General features: G+C 66.5%; 17 protein-coding genes and 5 tRNA genes. 9 read left to right on the top strand and 13 right to left on the bottom strand.

The features are described 5' to 3' along the window. Window positions 1–4: 4 nt before the first annotated feature. The 3 genes from QLQ85_RS19705 to QLQ85_RS19695 all read right to left on the bottom strand — a co-directional run bounded on the left by QLQ85_RS19705 (window position 5) and on the right by QLQ85_RS19695 (window position 2266). The gene (locus QLQ85_RS19705; RefSeq protein WP_282740548.1) at window positions 5–778 is read right to left on the bottom strand and encodes an ABC transporter permease; all 774 of its coding nucleotides are present in this window, start codon (window positions 776–778) and stop codon (window positions 5–7) included. Continuing rightward, on the bottom strand, window positions 775–1737 hold the full coding sequence (locus QLQ85_RS19700; RefSeq protein WP_282740547.1) for an ABC transporter ATP-binding protein: 963 nt from the start codon (window positions 1735–1737) through the stop codon (window positions 775–777). The genes QLQ85_RS19705 and QLQ85_RS19700 overlap by 4 nt, the downstream gene beginning before the upstream one ends. A gap of 70 nt (window positions 1738–1807) precedes the next feature. After that, window positions 1808–2266 carry a MarR family winged helix-turn-helix transcriptional regulator gene (locus QLQ85_RS19695; protein ID WP_282740546.1) on the bottom strand — a complete coding sequence of 153 codons (459 nt, stop codon included), beginning with the start codon at window positions 2264–2266 and terminating at the stop codon, window positions 1808–1810. A 59-nt stretch (window positions 2267–2325) separates the two neighbouring features. Here QLQ85_RS19695 and QLQ85_RS19690 point away from each other — a divergent pair, with 59 nt between their 5' ends. After that, window positions 2326–2889, top strand: a complete 564-nt coding sequence (locus QLQ85_RS19690; protein WP_282740545.1) for a YIP1 family protein — start codon at window positions 2326–2328, stop codon at window positions 2887–2889. A gap of 70 nt (window positions 2890–2959) precedes the next feature. Here QLQ85_RS19690 and QLQ85_RS19685 read toward each other — a convergent pair. The 5 genes from QLQ85_RS19685 to QLQ85_RS19665 all read right to left on the bottom strand — a co-directional run bounded on the left by QLQ85_RS19685 (window position 2960) and on the right by QLQ85_RS19665 (window position 3540). Beyond that, window positions 2960–3035: transfer RNA gene (locus tag QLQ85_RS19685), tRNA-Glu, on the bottom strand. A 117-nt stretch (window positions 3036–3152) separates the two neighbouring features. Continuing rightward, window positions 3153–3227, bottom strand: a tRNA-Gly gene (locus QLQ85_RS19680). 40 nt (window positions 3228–3267) lie between these two features. Further along, window positions 3268–3343: transfer RNA gene (locus QLQ85_RS19675), tRNA-Glu, on the bottom strand. A gap of 23 nt (window positions 3344–3366) precedes the next feature. Then, window positions 3367–3441: transfer RNA gene (locus QLQ85_RS19670), tRNA-Gly, on the bottom strand. Between the two features lie 23 nt (window positions 3442–3464). Then, window positions 3465–3540, bottom strand: a tRNA-Glu gene (locus QLQ85_RS19665). Window positions 3541–3738: 198 nt separating this feature from the next. On the opposite strand from QLQ85_RS19665, the gene msrB reads away from it, so the two are divergent. The 6 genes from msrB (at window position 3739) to QLQ85_RS19635 (ending at window position 10409) form a co-directional block, all read left to right on the top strand. Next, on the top strand, window positions 3739–4140 hold the full coding sequence (gene msrB, locus QLQ85_RS19660; RefSeq protein ID WP_282721447.1) for a peptide-methionine (R)-S-oxide reductase MsrB: 402 nt from the start codon (window positions 3739–3741) through the stop codon (window positions 4138–4140). A gap of 81 nt (window positions 4141–4221) precedes the next feature. Then, on the top strand, window positions 4222–5202 hold the full coding sequence (ylqF, locus tag QLQ85_RS19655) for a ribosome biogenesis GTPase YlqF (protein WP_282740543.1): 981 nt from the start codon (window positions 4222–4224) through the stop codon (window positions 5200–5202). A gap of 44 nt (window positions 5203–5246) precedes the next feature. Next, the gene (locus QLQ85_RS19650) at window positions 5247–6476 is read left to right on the top strand and encodes a pyridoxal phosphate-dependent aminotransferase (protein WP_282740542.1); all 1230 of its coding nucleotides are present in this window, start codon (window positions 5247–5249) and stop codon (window positions 6474–6476) included. Between the two features lie 106 nt (window positions 6477–6582). Beyond that, window positions 6583–7488 carry a protease HtpX gene (htpX, locus tag QLQ85_RS19645; protein ID WP_282740541.1) on the top strand — a complete coding sequence of 302 codons (906 nt, stop codon included), beginning with the start codon at window positions 6583–6585 and terminating at the stop codon, window positions 7486–7488. Between the two features lie 141 nt (window positions 7489–7629). Continuing rightward, a complete protein-coding gene (locus tag QLQ85_RS19640; RefSeq protein ID WP_282740540.1) occupies window positions 7630–8133 on the top strand; it encodes a molybdopterin-dependent oxidoreductase in 504 nt (167 codons plus the stop codon). Window positions 8134–8138: 5 nt separating this feature from the next. Then, a complete protein-coding gene (locus QLQ85_RS19635; protein ID WP_282740538.1) occupies window positions 8139–10409 on the top strand; it encodes an ATP-binding protein in 2271 nt (756 codons plus the stop codon). 21 nt (window positions 10410–10430) lie between these two features. Here QLQ85_RS19635 and pdxB read toward each other — a convergent pair whose 3' ends face one another. After that, window positions 10431–11594 carry a 4-phosphoerythronate dehydrogenase PdxB gene (gene pdxB / locus QLQ85_RS19630; RefSeq protein WP_282740537.1) on the bottom strand — a complete coding sequence of 388 codons (1164 nt, stop codon included), beginning with the start codon at window positions 11592–11594 and terminating at the stop codon, window positions 10431–10433. 91 nt (window positions 11595–11685) lie between these two features. Here pdxB and QLQ85_RS19625 point away from each other — a divergent pair, with 91 nt between their 5' ends. Then, window positions 11686–11967 carry a hypothetical protein gene (locus tag QLQ85_RS19625; protein WP_282721440.1) on the top strand — a complete coding sequence of 94 codons (282 nt, stop codon included), beginning with the start codon at window positions 11686–11688 and terminating at the stop codon, window positions 11965–11967. 18 nt (window positions 11968–11985) lie between these two features. Here QLQ85_RS19625 and QLQ85_RS19620 read toward each other — a convergent pair whose 3' ends face one another. After that, a complete protein-coding gene (locus QLQ85_RS19620; RefSeq protein ID WP_282740536.1) occupies window positions 11986–12330 on the bottom strand; it encodes a glutaredoxin family protein in 345 nt (114 codons plus the stop codon). Between the two features lie 79 nt (window positions 12331–12409). Next, window positions 12410–14623 carry a bifunctional 23S rRNA (guanine(2069)-N(7))-methyltransferase RlmK/23S rRNA (guanine(2445)-N(2))-methyltransferase RlmL gene (rlmKL, locus tag QLQ85_RS19615; RefSeq protein WP_282740535.1) on the bottom strand — a complete coding sequence of 738 codons (2214 nt, stop codon included), beginning with the start codon at window positions 14621–14623 and terminating at the stop codon, window positions 12410–12412. A 277-nt stretch (window positions 14624–14900) separates the two neighbouring features. On the opposite strand from rlmKL, the gene rmf reads away from it, so the two are divergent. Then, window positions 14901–15107, top strand: coding sequence for a ribosome modulation factor (gene rmf, locus QLQ85_RS19610; RefSeq protein ID WP_102627532.1), 207 nt, complete (start codon window positions 14901–14903; stop codon window positions 15105–15107). An 86-nt stretch (window positions 15108–15193) separates the two neighbouring features. On the opposite strand, the gene QLQ85_RS19605 is transcribed toward rmf, so the two are convergent. Beyond that, window positions 15194–16228 carry a quinone-dependent dihydroorotate dehydrogenase gene (locus tag QLQ85_RS19605; RefSeq protein WP_282740534.1) on the bottom strand — a complete coding sequence of 345 codons (1035 nt, stop codon included), beginning with the start codon at window positions 16226–16228 and terminating at the stop codon, window positions 15194–15196. A gap of 109 nt (window positions 16229–16337) precedes the next feature. Continuing rightward, entirely contained in the window at window positions 16338–21179 is a 4842-nt protein-coding gene (locus QLQ85_RS19600; RefSeq protein ID WP_282740533.1) for an NAD-glutamate dehydrogenase, read from the bottom strand. Between the last annotated feature and the right edge of the window lie 170 nt (window positions 21180–21349).

Raw genomic sequence — 21349 nt, 5'->3', positions numbered from 1 at the left:
ACGCTTAACTCCTGATGCCCTTGCCATGCTCGAGCATCCACAGGGCGATGGTAAAGAGCACCGCGATGAAGGCGACGATGGCGGTCAGCGCCCAGCCCACCGGGATGTCGGACACCCCGAGGAAACCATAACGGAAGACGTTGACCATGTAGAGGATGGGATTGAGCATCGACACGCCCTGCCAGAAGTTCGGCAGCAGCGTGATCGAATAGAAGACCCCGCCGAGATAGGTGAGCGGCGTCAGGATGAAGGTCGGCACGATGGAGATGTCGTCGAACTTCTTGCCCAGCAGCGCGTTGATGAAGCCGCCGATGGAGAACAGCGCCGCGGTCAGCACCACCACCCCGACGGTCAGCAGCGGGTGCGCCACGCTGATGCGGGTGAAGAACAGCGAGACGAGGGTGACGATCAGCCCCACCCCCAGGCCACGGGCCATGCCCCCCAGCACGAAGCCGCACAGGATCACCCAGTTGGGCATCGGCGAGACCATCATCTCCTCGATGGAGCGCTGGAACTTGTTGGAGAAGAAGCTCGAGGCCACGTTGGAGTAGCTGTTGGTGATCACCGCCATCATGATCAGCCCGGGGACGATGAAGTCCATGTAGCTGAAGCCGTCCATCTCGCCGATACGCGAACCGATCAGGCTGCCGAAGATGATGAAGTACATGGTCATGGTGATCGAGGGCGGCAGCAGGGTCTGGGGCCAGATCCGTGTGAAACGCTTGGTCTCCTTGTGCACCAGGGTCCAGAGGGCGATGGCAATCTGGGTCGGGCTCATGCGCGCGCCTCCGCCGCCTCGGCAGCGGCCTTGTCGCTGTTGCCCTGCTCCACCATGGAGACGAACATCTCTTCGAGGCGGTTGGCGCGGTTGCGCATGGAGACCACCTCGATGCCCTGTGCGCCGAGGGCGGTGAAGATATCGTTCATGCGCTGGCCGCGGCGCACCACCACCGCCAGTTGGGCACTGTCCACCTGGTGGACCTCGAAGCCCTCGATCGCCGGCACCTCGGCCACCGGGTGCGCCAGGTCGAGCAGGAAGGTCTCGGTATCGAGCTCGGCGAGCAGCTCGCGCACGCTGGTATTCCGGATGATCTCGCCGTGGTTGATGATCGCTACGTTGCGGCAGAGGCTCTCGGCTTCCTCGAGATAGTGGGTGGTCAGGATGATGGTGGTGCCCTCCTCGCGGTTGATGCGGCGCATGTACTCCCACATGCTGCGGCGCAGCTCGATGTCCACCCCGGCAGTGGGCTCGTCGAGGATCAGCAGCCTCGGCCGGTGCATCAGGGCCCGGGCGATCATCAGCCGGCGCTTCATGCCGCCGGAGAGCATGCGCGCGCTGCCGTTGCGCTTGTCCCACAGGCCAAGGTCCCTCAGTAGTTGCTCGGCTCGCGGCAGGGCCTCGCGGCGCGGCATGCCGTAGTAGCCGGCCTGGGCCAGCACGATGTCGATGACCTTCTCGAACTGGTTGAAGTTGAACTCCTGGGGCACCACGCCCAGGTGGTACTTGGCGCGGGCGAAGTCGCGGTCGATGTCGATGCCGAAGATCGTGACCCGGCCGGCGGTCTTCTGCACCAGCGAACAGACCACCCCCAGGGTGGTGGACTTGCCGGCGCCGTTGGGGCCCAGCAGGGCGAAGAAGTCGCCCTCGGCGACGTCGAGATCGATGCCCTTGAGGGCCTGGAAGCCATTGCCATAGACCTTGGTCAGGTCACGGATGGACAGTGCCGGTTCGGCCATGGGCGATCCCCTCGGTTGTTGAGCCATATCAACGAAACAGCCTCTGGACATTGGGGTATGAGCAGAAACTTCAAGGCTTGCCCTCACCACGCGGCAGATGGAGTTCCTGCTGCAGGTAACCCAATTCAGGCTGATGCCGCGCAGCGATCCGCTCCACCAGTTGGCCGCCCTTCTCGAGGAGATGCACTTCCATGCGTCGTCGATCCTCCCGACCGGGGCGACGCTCGACCAGCCCGGCCTCCTCGCAACGCCCGACCAGTGCCACGGTGCCGTGATGTTTGGCCTGCAGCCGCTCGGCCAGCTCACCCACGGTGGCCCACTCACGCCCTTCGAACCCCTTGAGGTGCAGCAGCAGTTGGTACTGCAGCGAGGTGAGACCATGCTCACGGCAGATGTCCTCGCTGTGGCGCTGGAAACAGCGCAACCGATGGCGGAACTGGGAAAGTCGCTCGAAGTCTTGCTTGGTCAGAACGTCGGGGGACGGATCACCCTGGCCGAACATGGTGGCCTCCTTGACACGCTGGAGCATGGCAACTAGTCAATATCATAACATGATATAAATCGGCGGCGTGTCATCGGAGGCATCCCATGAATCTCTCGACCATTCTCTATCTGCCCTTCTCCCGCACCGCGGGCTGGAAAGAGCTCCAGCAACGACAGGTATCGATTCCCGCCGTCGCCTGGCTGGTCGTGGTTCCGTTGTCGCTGCTGCCGCCGATCATGCTCTACTATGCCGGCACCCACTACGGCGACGAGTTCATCGCCGGCTTCGCCGATCGTCCCTGGCGCCACATCACCACCATCCTGTTTCTGGCGGAGTTGCTGACCTTCTTCGTCATGGGCTGGCTCATCCGTTCGGTCGTCAACGGTTACGGAATGTCGATCAGCTACCATGACGCCTACCTGCTGGCCGCACTGGCACCGCTGCCGCTCTGGGCATCTTCCGTGGTGCTGGCGGTCCCCAGCCTGCTGCTCAATGTGCTGGCCGTGCTGATGGCGCTGTGCATCTCGTGCAGCCTGATCTTCCACGGGTTACAGGGGCTGTGTCAGCAACAGGATGACGACATGGCGGCGATGTCGGCGACCTACACCATCATGGCGGCCGGCGCGCTCGCCTGGGGGCTGCTGATGGTGATCGTCTGGGCGTACTGAAGGGCGGACAGCTATCGGAAGGGGCACGACTGGAGCGGGAAACGTGTCTGGTGCCGCAACACGAGCGAAATGGCGTCCCATAGGGGGTTCGAACCCCTGTTCCCGCCGTGAAAGGGCGGTGTCCTGGGCCACTAGACGAATGGGACGTATTGGTGCTGTTTGGAGCGGGAAACGAGATCGATGGGGCTGCTATCAGCCGGACCGGCGCACCGGCTCGCGACCCTCGCTTTCCTACCCCTCCACCGTGGTGGAAGTACCGAAACTGGAGCGGGAAACGAGATTCGAACTCGCGACCCTCGCCTTGGCAAGGCGATGCTCTACCACTGAGCTATTCCCGCAGATCCCGCAAGGTTCGATCGCCTGGGCGATCACCGGAAGTGGCGTCCCATAGGGGGTTCGAACCCCTGTTCCCGCCGTGAAAGGGCGGTGTCCTGGACCACTAGACGAATGGGACGCATCAGCTTTCTATATAAAGCTTGGAGCGGGAAACGAGATTCGAACTCGCGACCCTCGCCTTGGCAAGGCGATGCTCTACCACTGAGCTATTCCCGCACTCCGGCACCTGATGAGTCGAGTGGCGTCCCATAGGGGGTTCGAACCCCTGTTCCCGCCGTGAAAGGGCGGTGTCCTGGACCACTAGACGAATGGGACACATGTCTCGGCTCGTCGAGGTGGCGCGTATGTTACTGAGCACCCTGAAAGCTGTCAAGCCTGGTTCCAGCCGTCGTTGAACGGGCGTGACCGAAGACGGAAAACCCCTGGCATGGGGGTGGGTAGATGGTGCCACAATGTAAGCATCGGCCCGGTGGCCGATGCTGCCCCTGACCAGGCCAGACCAGGAGAGACGCCATGCGAAGGAAGATCGAAAAGAGTGACGCCGAGTGGCGCGAACAGCTGACCCCCGAGCAGTACCACGTGACCCGCGAGAAAGGTACCGAGCGCCCCTTCAGCGGTGACTACCGGGTCACCGACGAGCACGGCATCTATCACTGCGTCTGCTGCCACGCCCCGCTATTCGAGAACGAGCACAAGTTCGATGCCGGCTGCGGCTGGCCCAGCTTCGACCGCCCCCTGGTCTCGGGCTGCGTCGAGGAGCACCCCGACACCTCCCAGGGCATGCAGCGCACCGAGGTGACCTGCGCCCGCTGCAACGCCCACCTGGGCCATGTCTTCCCCGACGGCCCGGCCGAGACCACCGGACTGCGCTACTGCATCAACTCGGTGGCGATCCAGTTCCATGCCGGCGAGTAGGCGACTGACCTGACCTGAAACGGGCGACCGTCTGGTATGATGGTCGCCCTTTTCATTTTCAGGCTCGCAGGAGTGGCTCCGATGCTCGGCTGGTACCCGGGACACATGAACAAGGCGCGCCGGCAGATCACCGAGGCGCTGCCGGAGATCGACGTGGTGGTCGAGGTACTCGACGCCCGGCTGCCCTACTCCAGCGCCAACCCCATGCTCGCCGAGCTGACCCGCCACAAGCCGGTGCTGAAGGTGCTCTCCCGCGCCGACCTGGCCGACCCCGAGCGCACCCGCGAGTGGACCGCCCACTTCGATGCCCAGGCCGACACCCGGGCCCTGCCCGTGACCACCACCAACGCCCGTGAGCTCAAGCGTATCCCCCGGCTGTGCCACGAACTGGCGGGGCAGGTGCGCGTCGATCGTGACGTGCGGGTGATGGTCATGGGCATCCCCAATGTCGGCAAGTCGACCCTGATCAACGGCCTGGCCGGGCGCTCCATCGCCAAGACCGGCAACGAGCCGGCGGTGACCAAGCGCCAGCAGAAGGTGCGCATCGCCGGCCGGGTGGCGCTGATCGATACCCCCGGGGTGCTGTGGCCGAAGATCGAGGACCAGGCCAGCGCCTACCGCCTGGCCGCCAGCGGCGCCATCCGTGACACCGCCATCGACTACGTGGATGTGGCCGTGGTCACCGCCGCCGAACTCGCGCGGCGCTATCCCGAGGCACTCAAGGCGCGCTACAAGCTCAAGGCGCTGCCGGCCTATACGCCCAACCCCGAGGCCGAGCGGGTCGAGGCCGACGGCCCGGCGCGCGTCGACCTGCTGGCGCTGGCCGGCTTCGACGGCCATGCGATACTGGCCGAAATCGCCGCCCGGCGCGGCGGCCTGCGCCCCGGCGGCGAGGTCGACCTGCACCGCGGCGCCGAGGTGCTGCTGCACGAGCTGCGCGATGGCAAGCTCGGCCGGCTGACCCTGGAGACCCCGGCGGACATCCCGCCCGAGCCCATAACTGAGCCTGAGCCTGAGCCGGCTTCCGCCGAGGGTGACGCCGCCACCGGCGACACCGCATAATCACACGCTCGTACCCGCCATTGCCTGCATGGACACTGGAAGACATGGACACCTCCCCGATCCGGAAATCGCACAAGCTGCATAACGTCTGCTACGACATCCGCGGCCCGGTGCTCGACCACGCCAAGCGCCTGGAAGAGGAAGGCCAGCGCATCCTCAAGCTGAACATCGGCAACCCCGCCCCGTTCGGCTTCGAGGCCCCGGAGGAGATCCTCCAGGACGTGATGCGCAACCTGCCCACCGCCCAGGGCTACTGCGACTCCAAGGGGCTCTACTCGGCGCGCAAGGCGATCATGCAGGAGTGTCAGCGCAAGAACATACCCAACGTCGGCATCGAGGACATCTACATCGGCAACGGCGTCTCCGAGCTGATCGTGATGGCCATGCAGGCGCTGCTCAACGACGGCGACGAGGTGCTGATCCCGGCCCCCGACTACCCGCTGTGGACCGCCGCCGCCAACCTCTCGGGGGGCCACGCGGTGCACTACCTGTGCGACGAGCAGGCCGACTGGGCACCCGACCTCGCCGACATCCGCGCCAAGGTGACCGCCCACACCCGGGCCATCGTGATCATCAACCCCAACAACCCCACCGGCGCGGTCTATCCGCCGGAGGTGGTGCGCGAGCTGCTGGACATCGCCCGCCAGCACGACCTGGTGGTGTTCTCCGACGAGATCTACGACAAGATCCTCTACGATGACGTCGAGCACGTCTCCACCGGGGCGCTGGCCACGGAGGACCAGTTGGTGGTGACCATGAACGGGCTCTCCAAGAGCTACCGCTGCGCCGGCTTCCGCTCCGGCTGGATGATCCTCTCGGGGCATATCGCCAAGCAGCGCGCCGCCGACTTCATCCAGGGGCTGACCATGCTCGCCTCGATGCGCCTGTGCGCCAACGTACCGGCCCAGCACGCCATCCAGACGGCGCTCGGCGGCTACCAGTCGGTCAACGACCTGATCCTGCCCGGCGGGCGCCTGCTGGCCCAGCGCGACATTACCTTCGAGAAGCTCAACGCCATCCCCGGGGTCTCCTGCGTCAAGCCGAAGGGCGCGCTCTACGCCTTCCCTCGCCTCGACCCCAAGGTGTTCAACATCCGCGACGACCAGCAACTGGTGCTCGACCTGCTGCTGCAGGAGAAGATCCTGCTGGTCCAGGGCACCGCCTTCAACTGGCCGGACCCCGACCATGTGCGCATCGTCACCCTGCCCTGGGCCGACCAGCTCGAGGATGCCCTGGACCGCTTCGCCCGTTTCCTGTCGCGCTACCGGCAGTGAGCGCCGCGCTTGAAACCCGGCGGGTGAGACCGTATCTAAGCAACAGCTTCTGGACGCCGCGAGCTGGGTGTCGCCCCCTGACGATGATGACTGGAGAACCGGCAACATGATGAGAATCCTGCTCTTCCTGGGCACCAACCTGGCGGTGATACTCGTCGCCAGCATCACCCTGCGCCTGCTGGGAGTCGAGGGCTACCTGCGCGGCCAGGGCCTGAACTTCAATGCCCTGCTGATCTTCTGCTTTGTCTTCGGCATGGCCGGCTCCATGGTCTCGCTGTTCATCTCCAAGTGGATGGCCAAGCGCGGCACCGGCACCGTGGTGATCGAGACGCCCTCCAATGCCACCGAGAAGTGGCTGCTCGACACCGTGGCGGAGCTCGCCCGCGACGCCGGCATCAAGACCCCCGAGGTGGGCATCTTCCCCGCCCAGCAGTCCAACGCCTTCGCCACCGGCTGGAACAAGGACGACGCCCTGGTGGCGGTCTCGGCCGGCCTGCTCAACCGCATGCGCCCGGAAGAGGTGCGCGCGGTGCTGGCCCACGAGATCGGCCACGTGGCCAACGGCGACATGGTTACCCTGGCGCTGATCCAGGGCGTGGTGAACACCTTCGTGATGTTCTTCGCGCGGGTGGTCGCTCACCTGGTCGACAACTTCCTGCGCAGCCGCAGCGATGGTGCCGGCGGGCTCGGCTTCATGGGCTACTTCGCGGTGGTGATCGTCGCCGAGATCGTCTTCGGCATCATCGCCTCGGCCATCGTCGCCTGGTTCTCGCGCTTCCGCGAATACCGCGCCGACGCCGCCGGCGCGCAGCTCGCCGGCTCGGGGGCCATGATCAACGCCCTGGCGCGCCTCAAGGCCGAGACCGAGATGCCCGACCAGATGCCGGACACCCTGACGGCCTTCGCCATCACCACCGGCCAGACGCGCAAGATCATGGAGCGGCTCTTCGCCAGCCACCCCCCCCTGGATGATCGCATCCGGGCGCTGAAGGAAGCCGCCTATCGGCAGTGACGCCCGCCCTCGATGATGCATCGGGCCCGCCAATCCGGCGGGCCCGATCATTTCCGGCCTATCGCACGACGAACGTTGACGCCCAGGTGCGTGAGCCACCTTATACTAGGTGTCTCAGTTTCCCTTGCCATGGACGACACAATGCGCCAGTTCCTCTTGATCGTCTCGCTACTGCCCTGGTTCGCAGCCGGCCCGGCAGTGGCCCTGGAAGCCCCCCAGGGGCCGGTCCTGCTGACCGTGACCGGCCACATCGCGCACACCAACGCCGGCGATGAAGCCCACTTCGACCGTGAAATGCTGCTGGCCCTGCCCCAGCGCGTCACCATCACCCACACCCCCTGGCACGACGAGACCGTCACCTTCTCCGGGCCCCTCGGCCGCGCGCTGCTCGACGCCGTGGGGGCAGAGGGCGAGATGTTGCGGATCAGGGCGCTGAACGACTACGCCGCCAGCGTCCCGGTGCAGGACCTGATGGAGCATGACGTCATCCTGGCCATGTTCATGAACGGGGAGCCGCTCAGGGTCAGGGACCAGGGACCGCTGTTCGTCATCTACCCCTTCGACGAACACCCCGACCTGCTCTCCGAAGGGGTCATGGCCCGCTCGGTATGGCAGGTCAACCGCATCGACGTACGGCTCGACTGATCCCCATGAGCCGACTCCTGCCCGCCAGCATGCTGCGATACAGGATCGCGACCTTTGCCGCCATCCTGTTGTTTCTCTCCGCCCTGGTCACGGCCGGGGCCGTCCACCAGCGGCAGCAGCAAATCGAGAACAAGATGCTCGGGAACCTGACCTGGGCGACCTACCAGTTCGACCGGGAGGTGCGCGATCTGAGGCTGGCCCTGAGCGACATCTCCGACGAGCGGCTCGAGGACCTGCAGCTTCGCTACGAGATTCTCGTCAGCCGCGTCACCCTCTTCGGCCAGGGCGAGCTTCGTCAAGCGATAGCCGGCACCTCCCTGACCGAAGGCCTGCGAGACGCCAACGAACATATCCGGGCCCTGGCCCCCCTCCTCGCGGCCATCACCGCCGGAGAACAGCCACTCGACCGCCAGCAGCGCCAGCGGATAGACGCACGACTCGTCGAACTCCAGCAGATCACCTCGGCTCTGCTGCTCGATACCAACACCTATGCCGGCAGGCTGCGTACCGCCGAACGCAACGGCCTGCTGAAGCTCTACGGCGTGATGCTCACCCTGACCGTGCTGCTGATGCTCTCCGGCATCGTGCTGGTGGTCTCGCTGATCCGGGAGGGCCGCGAGCATGCCCACAAGACGCGCATGCTGGAGAACCAGGCCCGCGAGCTCGACGACACGGCGAGCCGGGCCGAGCAGGCCAGCCAGGCGAAATCGGAGTTCATGGCGGTGATGAGCCATGAAATCCGTACGCCGCTCAACGGCGTGGCGGGCGTCGCCGACCTGCTGACCGATGAGCCGCAGAGCGAACGCGGACGGGCGCTCATTGCGTCGCTCAACGATAGTGTCCTGAGCCTGCAGGCCGTCATCAACGACGTGATCGACTACACGAAGTTCGAAGCCGGTTCCCTCGACCTGGAGACCGAGCCCTTCGACATTCGCGCCTTCATCGAACAGCTCTGTCGCGGCTACCGGCTGCGCAGCGAGAAGCGCGCCATCCGCTTCCGCTGCCGGGTGGAGGACGAGGTGCCCGCCTGCCTCGAAGGCGACATCAACCGCCTGCGCCAGATCTTGATGAACCTGCTGAACAATGCCTTCAAGTTCACCGATCAAGGCAGCGTCAGCCTGACGGTGGCACTCGCCGATGCGAATGGCATACGCTTTTCGGTGGATGACTCCGGCTGCGGTATCCCGGAAGATCGCCAGGAGGCACTGTTCAAGCCGTTCTCCCAGGTCGACAGCTCCATCGCACGCCGCCATGGAGGCTCCGGCCTGGGGCTGGCCATCTGTGATCGGCTGGTGGCGGCCATGAAGGGCCGCATCGGGGTCGAGAGCCATCCGCAACGTGGCAGCCACTTCTGGTTCGAAGTCCCCCTTCCCGCTGCCGATGCCCCGCCCCTGGTCTCGAGCCTTGCCACCTGTGCCGTTAGGGAGCTGCCACCGCTGCCCCGCGGACGCGTGCTCGTGGTCGAGGATCAGGCCATCAATCGCGACATCGTCTGCGCCATGCTCGAGAGCCTGGGACAGAGCGTCGTGTTGGCGGAAAATGGCGAGCAGGCCCTGGCCATGCTGTCACGACAGGACGTCGACCTGGTCTTCATGGACATGCAGATGCCGGTAATGGACGGCGTGACTACCACCCGGTGCTGGCGCGAGCGGGAGAGCCACCTCTCGGCGACACGCCTGCCCATCGTCGCCATAACGGCGAACGTGATGCCCGTCGACAGGCAACGCTGCATGGACGCCGGCATGGATGAGGTGATCTGCAAACCCTTCACCCGCCACGACCTCTACCGGGTACTGGCCCACTACCTGAATGCCTCATCCGGTGCCGGCCCCTTGCCCTCATCGCCACCCGGTGACGAGGCAGTCGGCGGCCAAGCGGACCATACGGCCCATGCGCCGGCCGACGCCACCGCAGACGGTGAGCCACTGCTGGACCAACAGGTGCTCGAGGAACTGACGGACTCACTTGGCAGTCAGGCCACCGGCAAGCTCAACGCCCGGTTCCTGGCCCTGCTGCCCGAACAACGGCAATGCATGGCCAGGGGAATCGCCGAGCGGGATCGCCGCGCGCTCTTCGAAGCGGCTCACTCCCTGAAGGGCGCCGCCGCCTCGCTGGGCTGCGAGGCCCTCGCCCGGGCAGCCGCCAGGCTCGAGCGGGACGCCGGGCATGCCGACTTTGCCTCCCTCGGTGAAACCGTCACCCGACTCGAACGCCTCGAGCATGCCACCGCCCGCGCCCTCGGATCCCGGCAACTTGCCGGGGCCGACGGCGACTGACCACCTCGGTCTCCCTGTCCCTCAGACCGGCAGGTCACCGTGCTCGCGGGCGATGAAGCCGGCACCTTCCAGCAGGGGAGACAGCCGCCGGGCCTCCTGTCGCAGCTCGACTTCCAGGGTCGCGAATTCGCGGCGCAGCGGGTAGCGGGCACGGCAAGCATCGAAGCCCCTGGCCATGCCCTGGCGGCGCGACTCGCGCAGCAGGCTGTCGTGGTCGCGGCGTACGTCGTGGACGGCCCGGGCACACAGCCGCAGTGCCTCCTCGGCCTCCAGTCCCCCTTGCAGCACCAGGCGCGATACCGGCGGTGACGGCAGCAGGTCGCCGAGCGTCACGCGTGCCGGCAGCCCGAGATGCCGGGACAGTTCCCGGTAGACCTGGTGGGTACCACGCAGCTTGCCGTCGAGGCTGTGGCCGGCGATGTGCGGCGTGGCGAGCGCCGCCAGGTCATGCAGCGTCGCATCGATGCCGGGTTCATGCTCCCAGACATCGAGCACCGCGGTGATATCGCCCTGCCCGGCCAACCGCTGGCGCAGCGCCTGGCCGTCGATGCAGCCGCCGCGGCCGGCATTGAGCACCACCGTTCCCGGCGCCAGTTCGGCGATCCGTTCGGCATCGAGCAGGTGGTGGGTGGCATGCCCCCCCCCGGTGACCAGAGGAGTGTGCAGACAGACCACATCACAGGCATCGATCAATGCCGCCAGTTCGACGAAACCCTGGGGCCCCTCCCGCTCCGCCCGGGGCGGATCGCAGGCCAGGCAGTCGATGCCCAGGGCCTCGAGCCGCCCGAGCAGCCTTCCACCGACGTTGCCGGCCCCGACGACGCCGACCCGGCGGTCGGCCAGCCGCCAGCCCTGGCGCTCGGCCAGGGTCAGCAGGCTGCCGAGAACGTAGTCGACCACCGCCTCGGCGTTGCAGCCGGGGGCACTGGCGAAGGCGATGCCGTGGCGCGCCAGGGCAGACTGGTCGACATGGTCGGTGCCGATGGTGCAGGTACCGACGAAACGCAGCCGCGAGGCCTCCTGGAGCAGCGCCTCGTCGACCCGGGTGATCGAGCGCACCACCAGGGCATCGGCATCGCGCACGGCCCCGGCATCGATCTCGCGACCCGGCAACCGGACCACCTCGCCAAGCCCGCCGAAACAGGTGTCTGCGGCGGGCACATTGGCATCGACAAGAATCTTCATGGCGGCTTGTTCGGCTCCGGCAAGGAATTACAATACGCCACACCATACCACTCTGCCGCCAAGCCCGGCACAGAGCACTGCGGGAGCTTCAATGATCGTTCGCTGGGAAACCGACCATGACTATGTGCTGGTACATGTCCATCAGGACATGTTCGGCGACTGGATCTTCAGCCGCGCCTGGGGCCAGATCGGCACCCAGTTCGGGGGGCTCAAGCACCGCCTGGCCGACGACCACGCCCAGGCGATGATGTGGCTCGGCGACGAAGCCACCATCCAGGCCTCCCGCGGCTTCCACAAGGTGCTGGAGGTAGAGGCCGAGTCCGCCGAGGGACAGGCAGCGGTCAGGCAGCTCTCGTTGCTCGACAACGCCTGAGCCCTCGTTCCGAGGTACTCAACCCAGGTAGCGCCGGCCGCCGCGTATCACCGCGCCCCGGGCCGGGCGCGACGGCTCACCCGCCAGCTCCCGCTGCAGTTGCTGCCAGGCGGCCTCATCCAGCCAGCCCCGCGCGGCCAGCCAGGCCGCCAGCCGTGGCGCCTCGAAGCCCCGGTTGAGCGCCTCACCGGCCGCGTCCACCAGTACCGGGATACGCACCCCGTAGCGTTCCAGCAGGGCATCGTCATCGGCGATCTCGACCCGGTCGAGCACCGGCACTTCGTTGGCCAGGTGAACCAACTGCGCCTCGAGCTGCTCGCAGAGATGGCAACCGAGCGTGGTATAGAGCGTCAGGCGCATCATGACGCCTCCCGGTGGCGAATCAGGAAACAGTGGTGCAACGCGGGGCGTCTCTGGCCGGATAGAGAGCGGGTCGAAGGTCTCATGACGCCTCCCGGTGGCGGATCAGGAAACAGTGGTGCAACGCGGGGCGTCTCTGGAAATCCGGATCGAAGGTCCGCTTCGAGATATCCTCCACCGCATAGAACTCGGCGAGGTCGGCATCCAACTGGAAGCGGCGCTGGTTGTTGGAGAACACCAGGGTGCCACCCGGCGCCAGGCGAGCCATGGCCAGGCGTACCAGGCGGCCATGGTCGCGCTGCACGTCCAGGGTGGCCTCCATCCTCTTGGAGTTGGAGAAGGTCGGCGGGTCCAGGAAGATCAAGTCGAACTGCGCCTGGGCGGTCTCCAGCCAGCGCAGGCAGTCGTCGCGCACCACCCGGTGGCGGCTAGGGTCGAGGCCGTTGAGGGCGAAGTTATCCCGCGCCCACTCCAGATAGGTGTTGGAGAGATCGACGCTGACGCTGTCGCTGGCCCCACCCGCCGCCTCGGTGCCCTCGCTCTGCGCCCCCAGTGCCGCCTGCACCGTGGCAGTGCCGGTATAGCAGAACAGGTTGAGGAAGCGCTTGCCGGCGGCCATCTCGCCCAGCATCCGCCGCACCGGGCGGTGGTCGAGGAACAGGCCGGTGTCGAGGTAGTCACGCAGGTTGACCCACAGCCGTGCCCGGCCCTCGCGCACTTCGAAGCGCTCGCCGCTGGCGGCCTGCTTCTGGTACTGGCCCTTCCCGCTCTGGCGCTCGCGGCGCTTGACCACGATCGCCGCCGGGTCCGCGCCGAGCACCTCGGGCAGCACCGTGAGGGCATCGAAGAGGCGCCTCTGGGCCTGGTCGGCGTCGATGGTCTTGGGCGGCGCGTACTCCTGGACATGCACCCGCGTGCCATAGACATCGATCGCCAGAGCGTACTCCGGCATGTCGGCGTCATAGAGTCGATAACAGCTCTCGCCGGACTGCTTGAGCCATTTGCGCAGCCGCTTGCGGTTCTTCTCCAGGCGATTGGCGAACATCTGCGCCCCCTTCGAGAGCCGGGGCCGAGGCACCGGCTCTGTCCCGGCCTGGCCTTCGTCGGCCTCGGGAATCGCCATCAGCAGCAGCCGGGCATCCAGCGGACCGTTCTTCAGCGAGTAGTGCTTGTGGGCACGCAGGCCGATGCGGTGGCCCAGGTCGGGGTTGGCGGTGAAGACCGCCAGCTGCCAGCCGGGAAAGACCGCCCGCGCCCGTTCGCCGAGCTGACCGTAGAGCGTCACCAGTTCGGGCAGCTCGCCCAGGCGCTCGCCATAGGGCGGGTTGGTGATCAGCAGGCCCCGAGCCTCGTCCGACACCCCCACGGGGCGCTCGAGCCGGTCCAGCGAGGCGCCATGGAACTCGATGAGCGCAGGAATACCGGCGCGCATGGCGTTGGCCCTGGCCGCAGCCAAGGCCGGTGGGCTCTCGTCGAAGCCGAACAGCCGTGATCGACAGCGCTTGCGCCCGATGCTCGCCCGGGCCTCGGCCTCGCGGCGCAGCTCCCGCCACAGCCGCTCATCATGGCCGGCCCAGCCGTGGAAGCCGAAGCGTTCCCGCGCCAGGTTGGGGGCGATATCGGCGGCGATCAACGCCGCCTCGATCAGCAAGGTGCCGGCGCCGCAGAGCGGGTCGACCAGCGGCGTACCCTGGCGGGCCTGTTCCGGCCAGCCGGCGCGCACCAGCAAGGCCGCGGCCAGGTTCTCCTTGAGTGGCGCATGACCGACGTCGCGACGATAGCCCCGGCGGTGCAGGCTATCGCCGGAGAAGTCCACCCCCAGGGTCAGCCGGCCGCGATGCAGGTTGGCGTAGAGGCGCAGATCGGGGTGACGCAGGTCGACATCGGGCCGCGGGCGCCCCTCGGCGAACAGCCGCTCCACCACCCCGTCCTTGACGGTCTGGGCACCGAAACGGGTGTGGCGAATCGCCTCGGAGCGCCCGTGGAAATCCACCGCCAGACTGCCGCCGGGCCCCAGGTGGGCCCGCCAGTCCACCGCCGCGACGGCATGACGCAGCTGCTCCGGTGTCTCGACTCCCTCCTCGCGCACCAGGCACAATACCACGCGGTTGGCCAGGCGCGACCAGAGGCAGATCCGGTAGGCGCTCTCGAGGCTGGCCCGGAAATGCACCCCGGCCACGGTGGTCTTGCCCGGCTCGCCCCCGAGTTCGGCGAGCTCGTCGGCCAGCAGGAGCTCGATGCCCTTCGGGCAGGTGGCAAGGAATACCAGTGAATCAGTCACTTGTGTCTCAGTCATGTAAGGTCCATCGGTCCATGGTGGGGATGGAGCGTGGCCATTACCACCGAGTGAACGGGATGTTACAAATCAACGGTCGACAACGTCGACCCCGTTGCGCTATCAATTAGTCAGTAGCTACTGAACAACGCATGCGTTCGCTGTCAACGGGTCTCCTCCGTCGCACAGCCGGTAACTTTTGGCCGGCAGGTGGGGGATGGCCCCGAGGATCGAAAACGGGCGGGCTCAGCCTTTTTCAGGACGGGCCCAATCCGGTACCTTTTCAAGAGGTAGTCCAATGAAACGACAGAAACGTGATCGCTTCCAGCGCGCCTATATTCATGGCTACAAGGCAGGTGTCTCAGGTCGTTCCCGCGATGATTGTCCGAGCCAGGACATCAATCTTCGTGAATACTGGATGAGCGGTTGGCGTGAAGGTCGTGGCGACCATTGGTCCGGCATGACAGGTGTCTCCGGTATACACAAGAACCCCATGGTGATGTGAACCCACTACCCTCCTTCGAGGTTCCTCACCGGCCGTCATCGACGGCCAGCAGATAGAGCCCGTGGCCATGCCACGGGCTTCTTGATTCATGAGACCTCGTGTCGCTCGGCGTGGACCTTCAGTGCCCGTGCACACTCCCCTACCAGCCGCGGCCCGCGGTAGATGAAACCCGAATAGAGCTGCACCAGGTCGGCCCCGGCCTCGCACTTGGCCACGGCGGCCTCGCCGCTGTCGATCCCCCCCACGCCGATGATCGGCATCGTCGGCAGGTGACGGCGCAGTTCGCGCACCACCGCATTCGACGGCTCGAGGACCGGCCGACCGGAGAGCCCCCCCTGCTCGTCGCCATGCACGAGCCCCGCCACCGCCTCCCGCGATACGGTGGTGTTGGTGGCGACCACCGCATCGATGGCATTGGCCGCAAGCGCCCGGGCCACCAGCGCCACCTCCTCGGCGCTCATGTCCGGGGCGATCTTCACCGCCAGCGGCACCCGCCGGCCGCTGTCACGATCGAGCATCCGCCCCGTCTCGCGCAACGCACCGAGCAGTTGGTCGAGGTGCTCGCCGAACTGCAGGTTGCGCAGCCCCGGCGTGTTGGGCGAGGAGACGTTCACCGTCACGTAATCGGCATGGGCGTGGACCTTGTGCAGGCAGGTCAGGTAGTCGTCCACCGCCCGCTCCACCGGCGTGGTCAGGTTCTTGCCGATGTTGATGCCGATCACGCCGTCATAGCGGCTCTTCCGGACCCGCTCGACCAGGTGGTCCACCCCCGCATTGTTGAACCCCATGCGGTTGATGATGGCTCCCTGCGCCGGCAGTCGGAACAGCCGGGGCCTGGGGTTGCCCTCCTGGGGTTTCGGCGTCACGGTGCCCACCTCGACGAAGCCGAAACCCAGCGCGCCCAGGGCGTCGAGGTGATCGGCGTTCTTGTCGAGCCCCGCCGCCAGGCCCACCCGGTTGGGGAAACGCAGCCCCATCAGCTCCAGCGGGTCGTCGACCCGGGGACCGGCCAGTCGCCCGGCAAGCCCCAGCCGGCCGGCCAGGTCCAGCCCCGAGAGCGCGACCCCGTGGGCGGTTTCGGCATCGAGGCGGAACAGGAGCGAACGGGCGAGCGAATACATGGCATCTCCAGGCGGTGTCGAGCGAGCGGGCGGGAGTATAGCAGCCCGGGCGCCCGGAAACGACGAACCCCGCCAGCGGGGTTCGTCTCTCACACCATGCCGACTCGCCTCAGGTTTCGCGGCTGCTTTCGGCCAGGTCGACCAGCTCGCGCACCGCGACCGCAAAGAGCGGGAAGCCTCCCTGACTACCGCTGCCCACCTGTTCGAGCAACCGGCACCAGCGCCCGTGCATGGTGTCGTGAAGCTGCAGCCACCGGTCGACTCGCTCTACCGGGTTGCGCGGCCCGCCTTCCATGCCGAGCACGCTCACCGACAGCGCCAGTTGCTGACGGTCGACATCGTCACGGAAGGTCTCGCGGGCCTTGGCCTGCCAGGTGTCGCGTACCTGGAGATCGGTGATCTTCTGGATCAACCACGGCAGCTCCAGGCGATCGCCGATCTCGTAGAACGCCTCGGCCACCCGCTGGGGCTTCTCGCCGGTCTGGCGCGCGGCCTGGATGATGCCGAGCGCGGTATAGAGGTTGCTCGTGGCGGCCACGGTGGCGGCCAGCGCCGCGGGCACCCCCGCCTCCACCAGCTCCTTGCGCCGGGCTTCCCAGGCCTCGTGTTCCTCGCCACGCAGCCGCTTGCCGATGTTCTCCTGCAACTCGGCCAGGCGCGGGGCGAAATAGGCGATCGCATCCTGGGGGGGCATGCCGAGGCGCTGACGCAGGAACCAGCGGGTGGCCCGGCGCAGCGTACGCATCAGGTCGAGCATCATGTCGTACTGCACCTGGCTCGGCACCTGGTTGTCCAGGGCCTCGATCTGCTCCCACACACCCGCCAGCTGGAAGCTTTCCCGAGCAACGACATAGGCTCGGGCGATGTCGGCACGATCGGCACCGGTGGAATCGATCAGCCGGCGCATGAAGACGATGCCCATGTGGTCGACCAGGTCGTTGGCCACCTGGGTGGCCACGATCTCGCGCTTCAGCCGGTGTTCGTACATCTCGTCGCGGAAGCGCTCGACCAGCACCTGCGGGAAGATGCGTTCGACATGCCGCATGACGGTCGGGTCGTCCGGCACCTCGGAAGCGATCAGGTCGCCCTTGAGCACGCTCTTGGCATAGGAGATCAGCACCGAGAGCTCGGGCAGCAGCATGCCCTGCTCGTTGGCGGCCCGCTCCTGGAGCTCCTCGTCGGAGGGCAGGAACTCGAGCTCCCGATCGATCTGGCCGGCGGCCTCGAGCTCGCTGATGAAGCGACGGAAGGGGCCGATGCCCCGACGCGAGAGGATCTCGGAGAGATCCAGCGCCTGGGTCTGGCGATAGTTGTCGAGGATCACCAGCTCGGCGACCTCGTCGGTCATGTCGGCGAGCAGCTGGTTGCGCTGCTTGCCGGTCATGTCGCCGCGCTTGACCACCTCGTCGATGAGGATCTTGATGTTGACCTCGTGGTCGGAGCAGTTCACCCCACCGGCGTTGTCGATGAAGTCGGTGTTGACCCGCACGCCCTTGGCGGCGGCCTCCATGCGGCCATGCTGGGTGAGCCCGAGGTTGCCGCCCTCGCCGACCACACGGCAGTTGAGGTCACGGCCGTCGATGCGCAGGGCGTCGTTGGCCTTGTCGCCCACCTCGGCATCGGTCTCGTCGCTGCCCTTGACGTAGGTGCCGATGCCACCGTTCCAGAGCAGGTCGACCTCGGCCTTGAGCATCGCGCGGATCAGCTCGTTGGGGGGCAGCTTGTCCTCCTTGATGCCGAACACCGCCTTCATCTGCGGCGAGATCGGGATCGACTTGGCGCTGCGCCGGAACACCCCGCCGCCCTCGGAGATCAGGCCGGCATCGAAGTCTTCCCAGCTCGAGCGCGGCAGGTCGAACAACCGCTTGCGCTCGGCGAAGGTAGCGGCGGCATCCGGATTCGGGTCGACGAAGATATGCAGGTGGTTGAAGGCGCCCACCAGCCGGATCGTCTCGGAGAGCAGCATGCCGTTGCCGAAGACGTCGCCGCCCATGTCGCCGATGCCCACCACGGTGAACGCATCACGCTGGGTATCCAGGCCCAGGCCACGGAAGTGGCGCTTGGTCGACTCCCAGGCCCCCTTGGCGGTGATGCCCATCTTCTTGTGGTCATAGCCGTTGGCGCCGCCCGAGGCGAAGGCGTCGCCCAGCCAGTGGCCATACTCGGCGGAGATCTCGTTGGCGATGTCGGAGAAGGTCGCGGTGCCCTTGTCGGCGGCCACCACCAGGTAGGCGTCGTCGTCGTCGTGGCGCACCACGTTCCGGGGCGGCACCACCTCGCCGCCGACCAGGTTGTCGGTGACGTCGAGCAGGGCGCGGATGAAGGTCTTGTAGCAGGCGATGCCTTCGCGTTGCAGGGCATCCCGATCGCCTCCCTCGGGCAGCCGCTTGCAGATGAAGCCCCCCTTGGCGCCCACCGGCACGATCACCGCGTTCTTCACCTGCTGGGCCTTGACCAGGCCGAGGACCTCGGTGCGGAAGTCCTCCTGGCGATCGGACCAGCGCAGCCCGCCGCGGGCCACCTTGCCCCCGCGCAGATGGACGCCCTCGACCCGTGGTGAACAGACGAAGATCTCGAAGGCCGGGCGCGGCCGGGGCATGCCGGTGACCTGGGACGGGTCCAGCTTGTAGGCGATGTAGTCCTTGTAGCGACCGTCGGCGCCCTGCTGGTAGTAGTTGGTGCGCAGGGTCGCCATGATCAGCTCCATGTAGCGGCGCAGCAACTGGTCGTCGTTGAGGCTGGCCACGTCGTCGAGCAGTCGCACGATGCGCTGCTGGCAGGCCTCGATCTCGCTGTCGTCGGGCCGCTCCTCGGGGTCGAAGCGCAGCTCGAACAGCGTCACCAGTTCCCGGGTGATCTCCGGGTGGTTGGTCAGGGTGGTCGCCATGTAGTCCTGGGAGACGCCGAAGCGGATCTGCTTCAGGTAGCGGGCATAGCCGCGCAGCATCGCGACCTCACGCCAGTCGAGGTTGGCCCCGATGATCAGGCGGTTGAAGGCATCGTTGTCCGCCTCGCCGACCCAGATGCGCTGGAAGGCCTCGATGAAGGGGTCGCGCATCTCCTGCAGGTTGACCTCGGTGCTGGTGTGATGCTCCAGGTCGAAGTCGTGGATCCAGTAGGTGGCGTCGGTGGCGTGGATCCCGTAGGGACGCTCGCCGATCACCCGCAGGCCCAGGTTCTCCATCATCGGCAACACATCGGAGAGCGGAATGGGGTGGTCGCGATGGAAGAGCTTGAGGTTGACCCCGCTGCCCTCCTCCTCGACCAGGCGATAGAGGGAAAGCGCCAGGGGGATGCCATCGTCGAGCTCGCTGATGTGGTGCAGGTCGTAGACCGCGGTACGGGCGCTGAAATCGTCGCGATAGCCGGCGGGGAAGGCGTCGCGGAAGCGGTCCATCAAGAGATTGGCCTGCTCCTCGCCGAACCCCTCGATGCTGGCGGCCTGGAGGTCGTCACGCCAGTTGCGGGAGAGCAGGGCAACCTTGCCCTCCAGCCGCTTGAGGTCGTAGGCAACGGGATGATCGCCTTCGAAACGCAGGATGAACTGGATACGCGCCAGCACCGACTCCGACAGATACGTGTTGAAGTCGCCGAAGGTGGCGCCCAGCTCCTCGCAGAGCAGGTTCTGGATGCGCAACCGCAGTTCGGTGGAGAAGACGTCCCGCGGCACGAAGACCAGGCAGGAGTAGAACTTGCCGAAGCGATCCTCGCGCACGAACAGTCGTACCCGGCGTCGCTCGCGGATGTCGAGGATGCCCAGCGCCGTCTGCACCAGCTCGTCGATGTCGATCTGGAAGAGGTCGTCGCGCGGATAGACCTCGAGAATCTGCAACAGCTGCTTGCCGTTGTGCCCCCTGGGGTTGAAGCCGGCGATCTCCATCACCGACTTCAGCTTGCGGCGCAGGATCGGCACGTTGCGCGGCGACTCGTTGTAGACCGTGGCGGTGAACAGGCCCAGGAAGCGATGTTCGCCGATCACCCGGCCCTCCTCATCGTAGCGATCGATGGAGATGTAGTCGGGATAGGTCGGCCGGTGCACCCGGGCGTGGTGGGCGCTCTTGGCAAACGACAGCAGTTGCGGGACCAGCACATAGTGGTCGCCGTCGACACCGATCGTGGTGCGGATTCGCTCGTGGTAGCGCGGCTGATCCAGGCGGAAGACCCCCAGTTCACTGCCCTCGACCTTGTCGAGCCGCTCCCGGCCATCCTGCTTGCCGATCTCGTAGGCGTCATAGCCGAGGAAGGTGAAGTTGTCCTGCCGCAGCCACTCGAGGAAGGCGATGGCCTCGCTGTGGTCCTCGGGGTCGATCGACGGCGGGCGGACGGCTCGGATCTCCTCGAGCGCCTTCTCGACCTGATCATGCATCGGTTCGAAGTCTGCCACCGCGGTGCGCACATCGACCAGCACCTCGTGGAGGCTGGCCTGGATATCGGCGAGGACGGCCGGGTCGGTATGACGGTCGATCTCGATGGCGATCAACGACTCGCGCGACTCGGGAGCGCCCGCTTCACGGGGCGAGACGGCCCGTACGAGATGATCCTTGTCGTCACGCGACACCGCCAGCACGGCGTTGTGGATCGCATGCACGGTGATGCCCCGCCGGTTCAGCTCGATGCGTACCGAGTCGACCAGGAACGGCATGTCCTCATGCAGCACCGCCACGAAGGTGTGGGTCGACTGCCAGCCGTGCTCCTCGAAGTCGGGGTTGAAGACCCGTACCTTGGGCGAGGCGGGATCGAACTGCTGGATGAAGTGCCACACCGACAGGGTGGCACCATAGATGTCGTCCAGGCGGCGGTCGGCGAGGTCATCGAAGGGCACCGTGGCATAGAAGTAGCGGGCGAAGGACTCCACCTCGCGGGCCTTGTCCTTGTCCAGCCGATTGGCCAGCCGCTCGGCCAGCTGCTTGAGAAAATCCTGCCTGACTTCGTCGTGCGCTACGTGCTGCATCCGTCACCTCGGCTGCCGACGGCCGCCGAACGGCGGCCGGGAAAAGTTCACGGCGGCTCCATGGCCGCCCTGCCCTCGATCTTACGCCACTCCCCGGACCGCCCCCACCGACTTGCCCTCTTGCTCATGGTGCATGTCGGTTACGCATCAGCGCTTGACTTTCTCTCCGC

Source organism: Halomonas kalidii, from assembly GCF_030010475.1.
Taxonomy (GTDB): Bacteria; Pseudomonadota; Gammaproteobacteria; order Pseudomonadales; family Halomonadaceae; genus Halomonas; species Halomonas heilongjiangensis.
The sequence above is the reverse complement of the archived record's forward strand: the minus strand, read 5'-3'. Positions and strand labels throughout refer to the sequence as shown.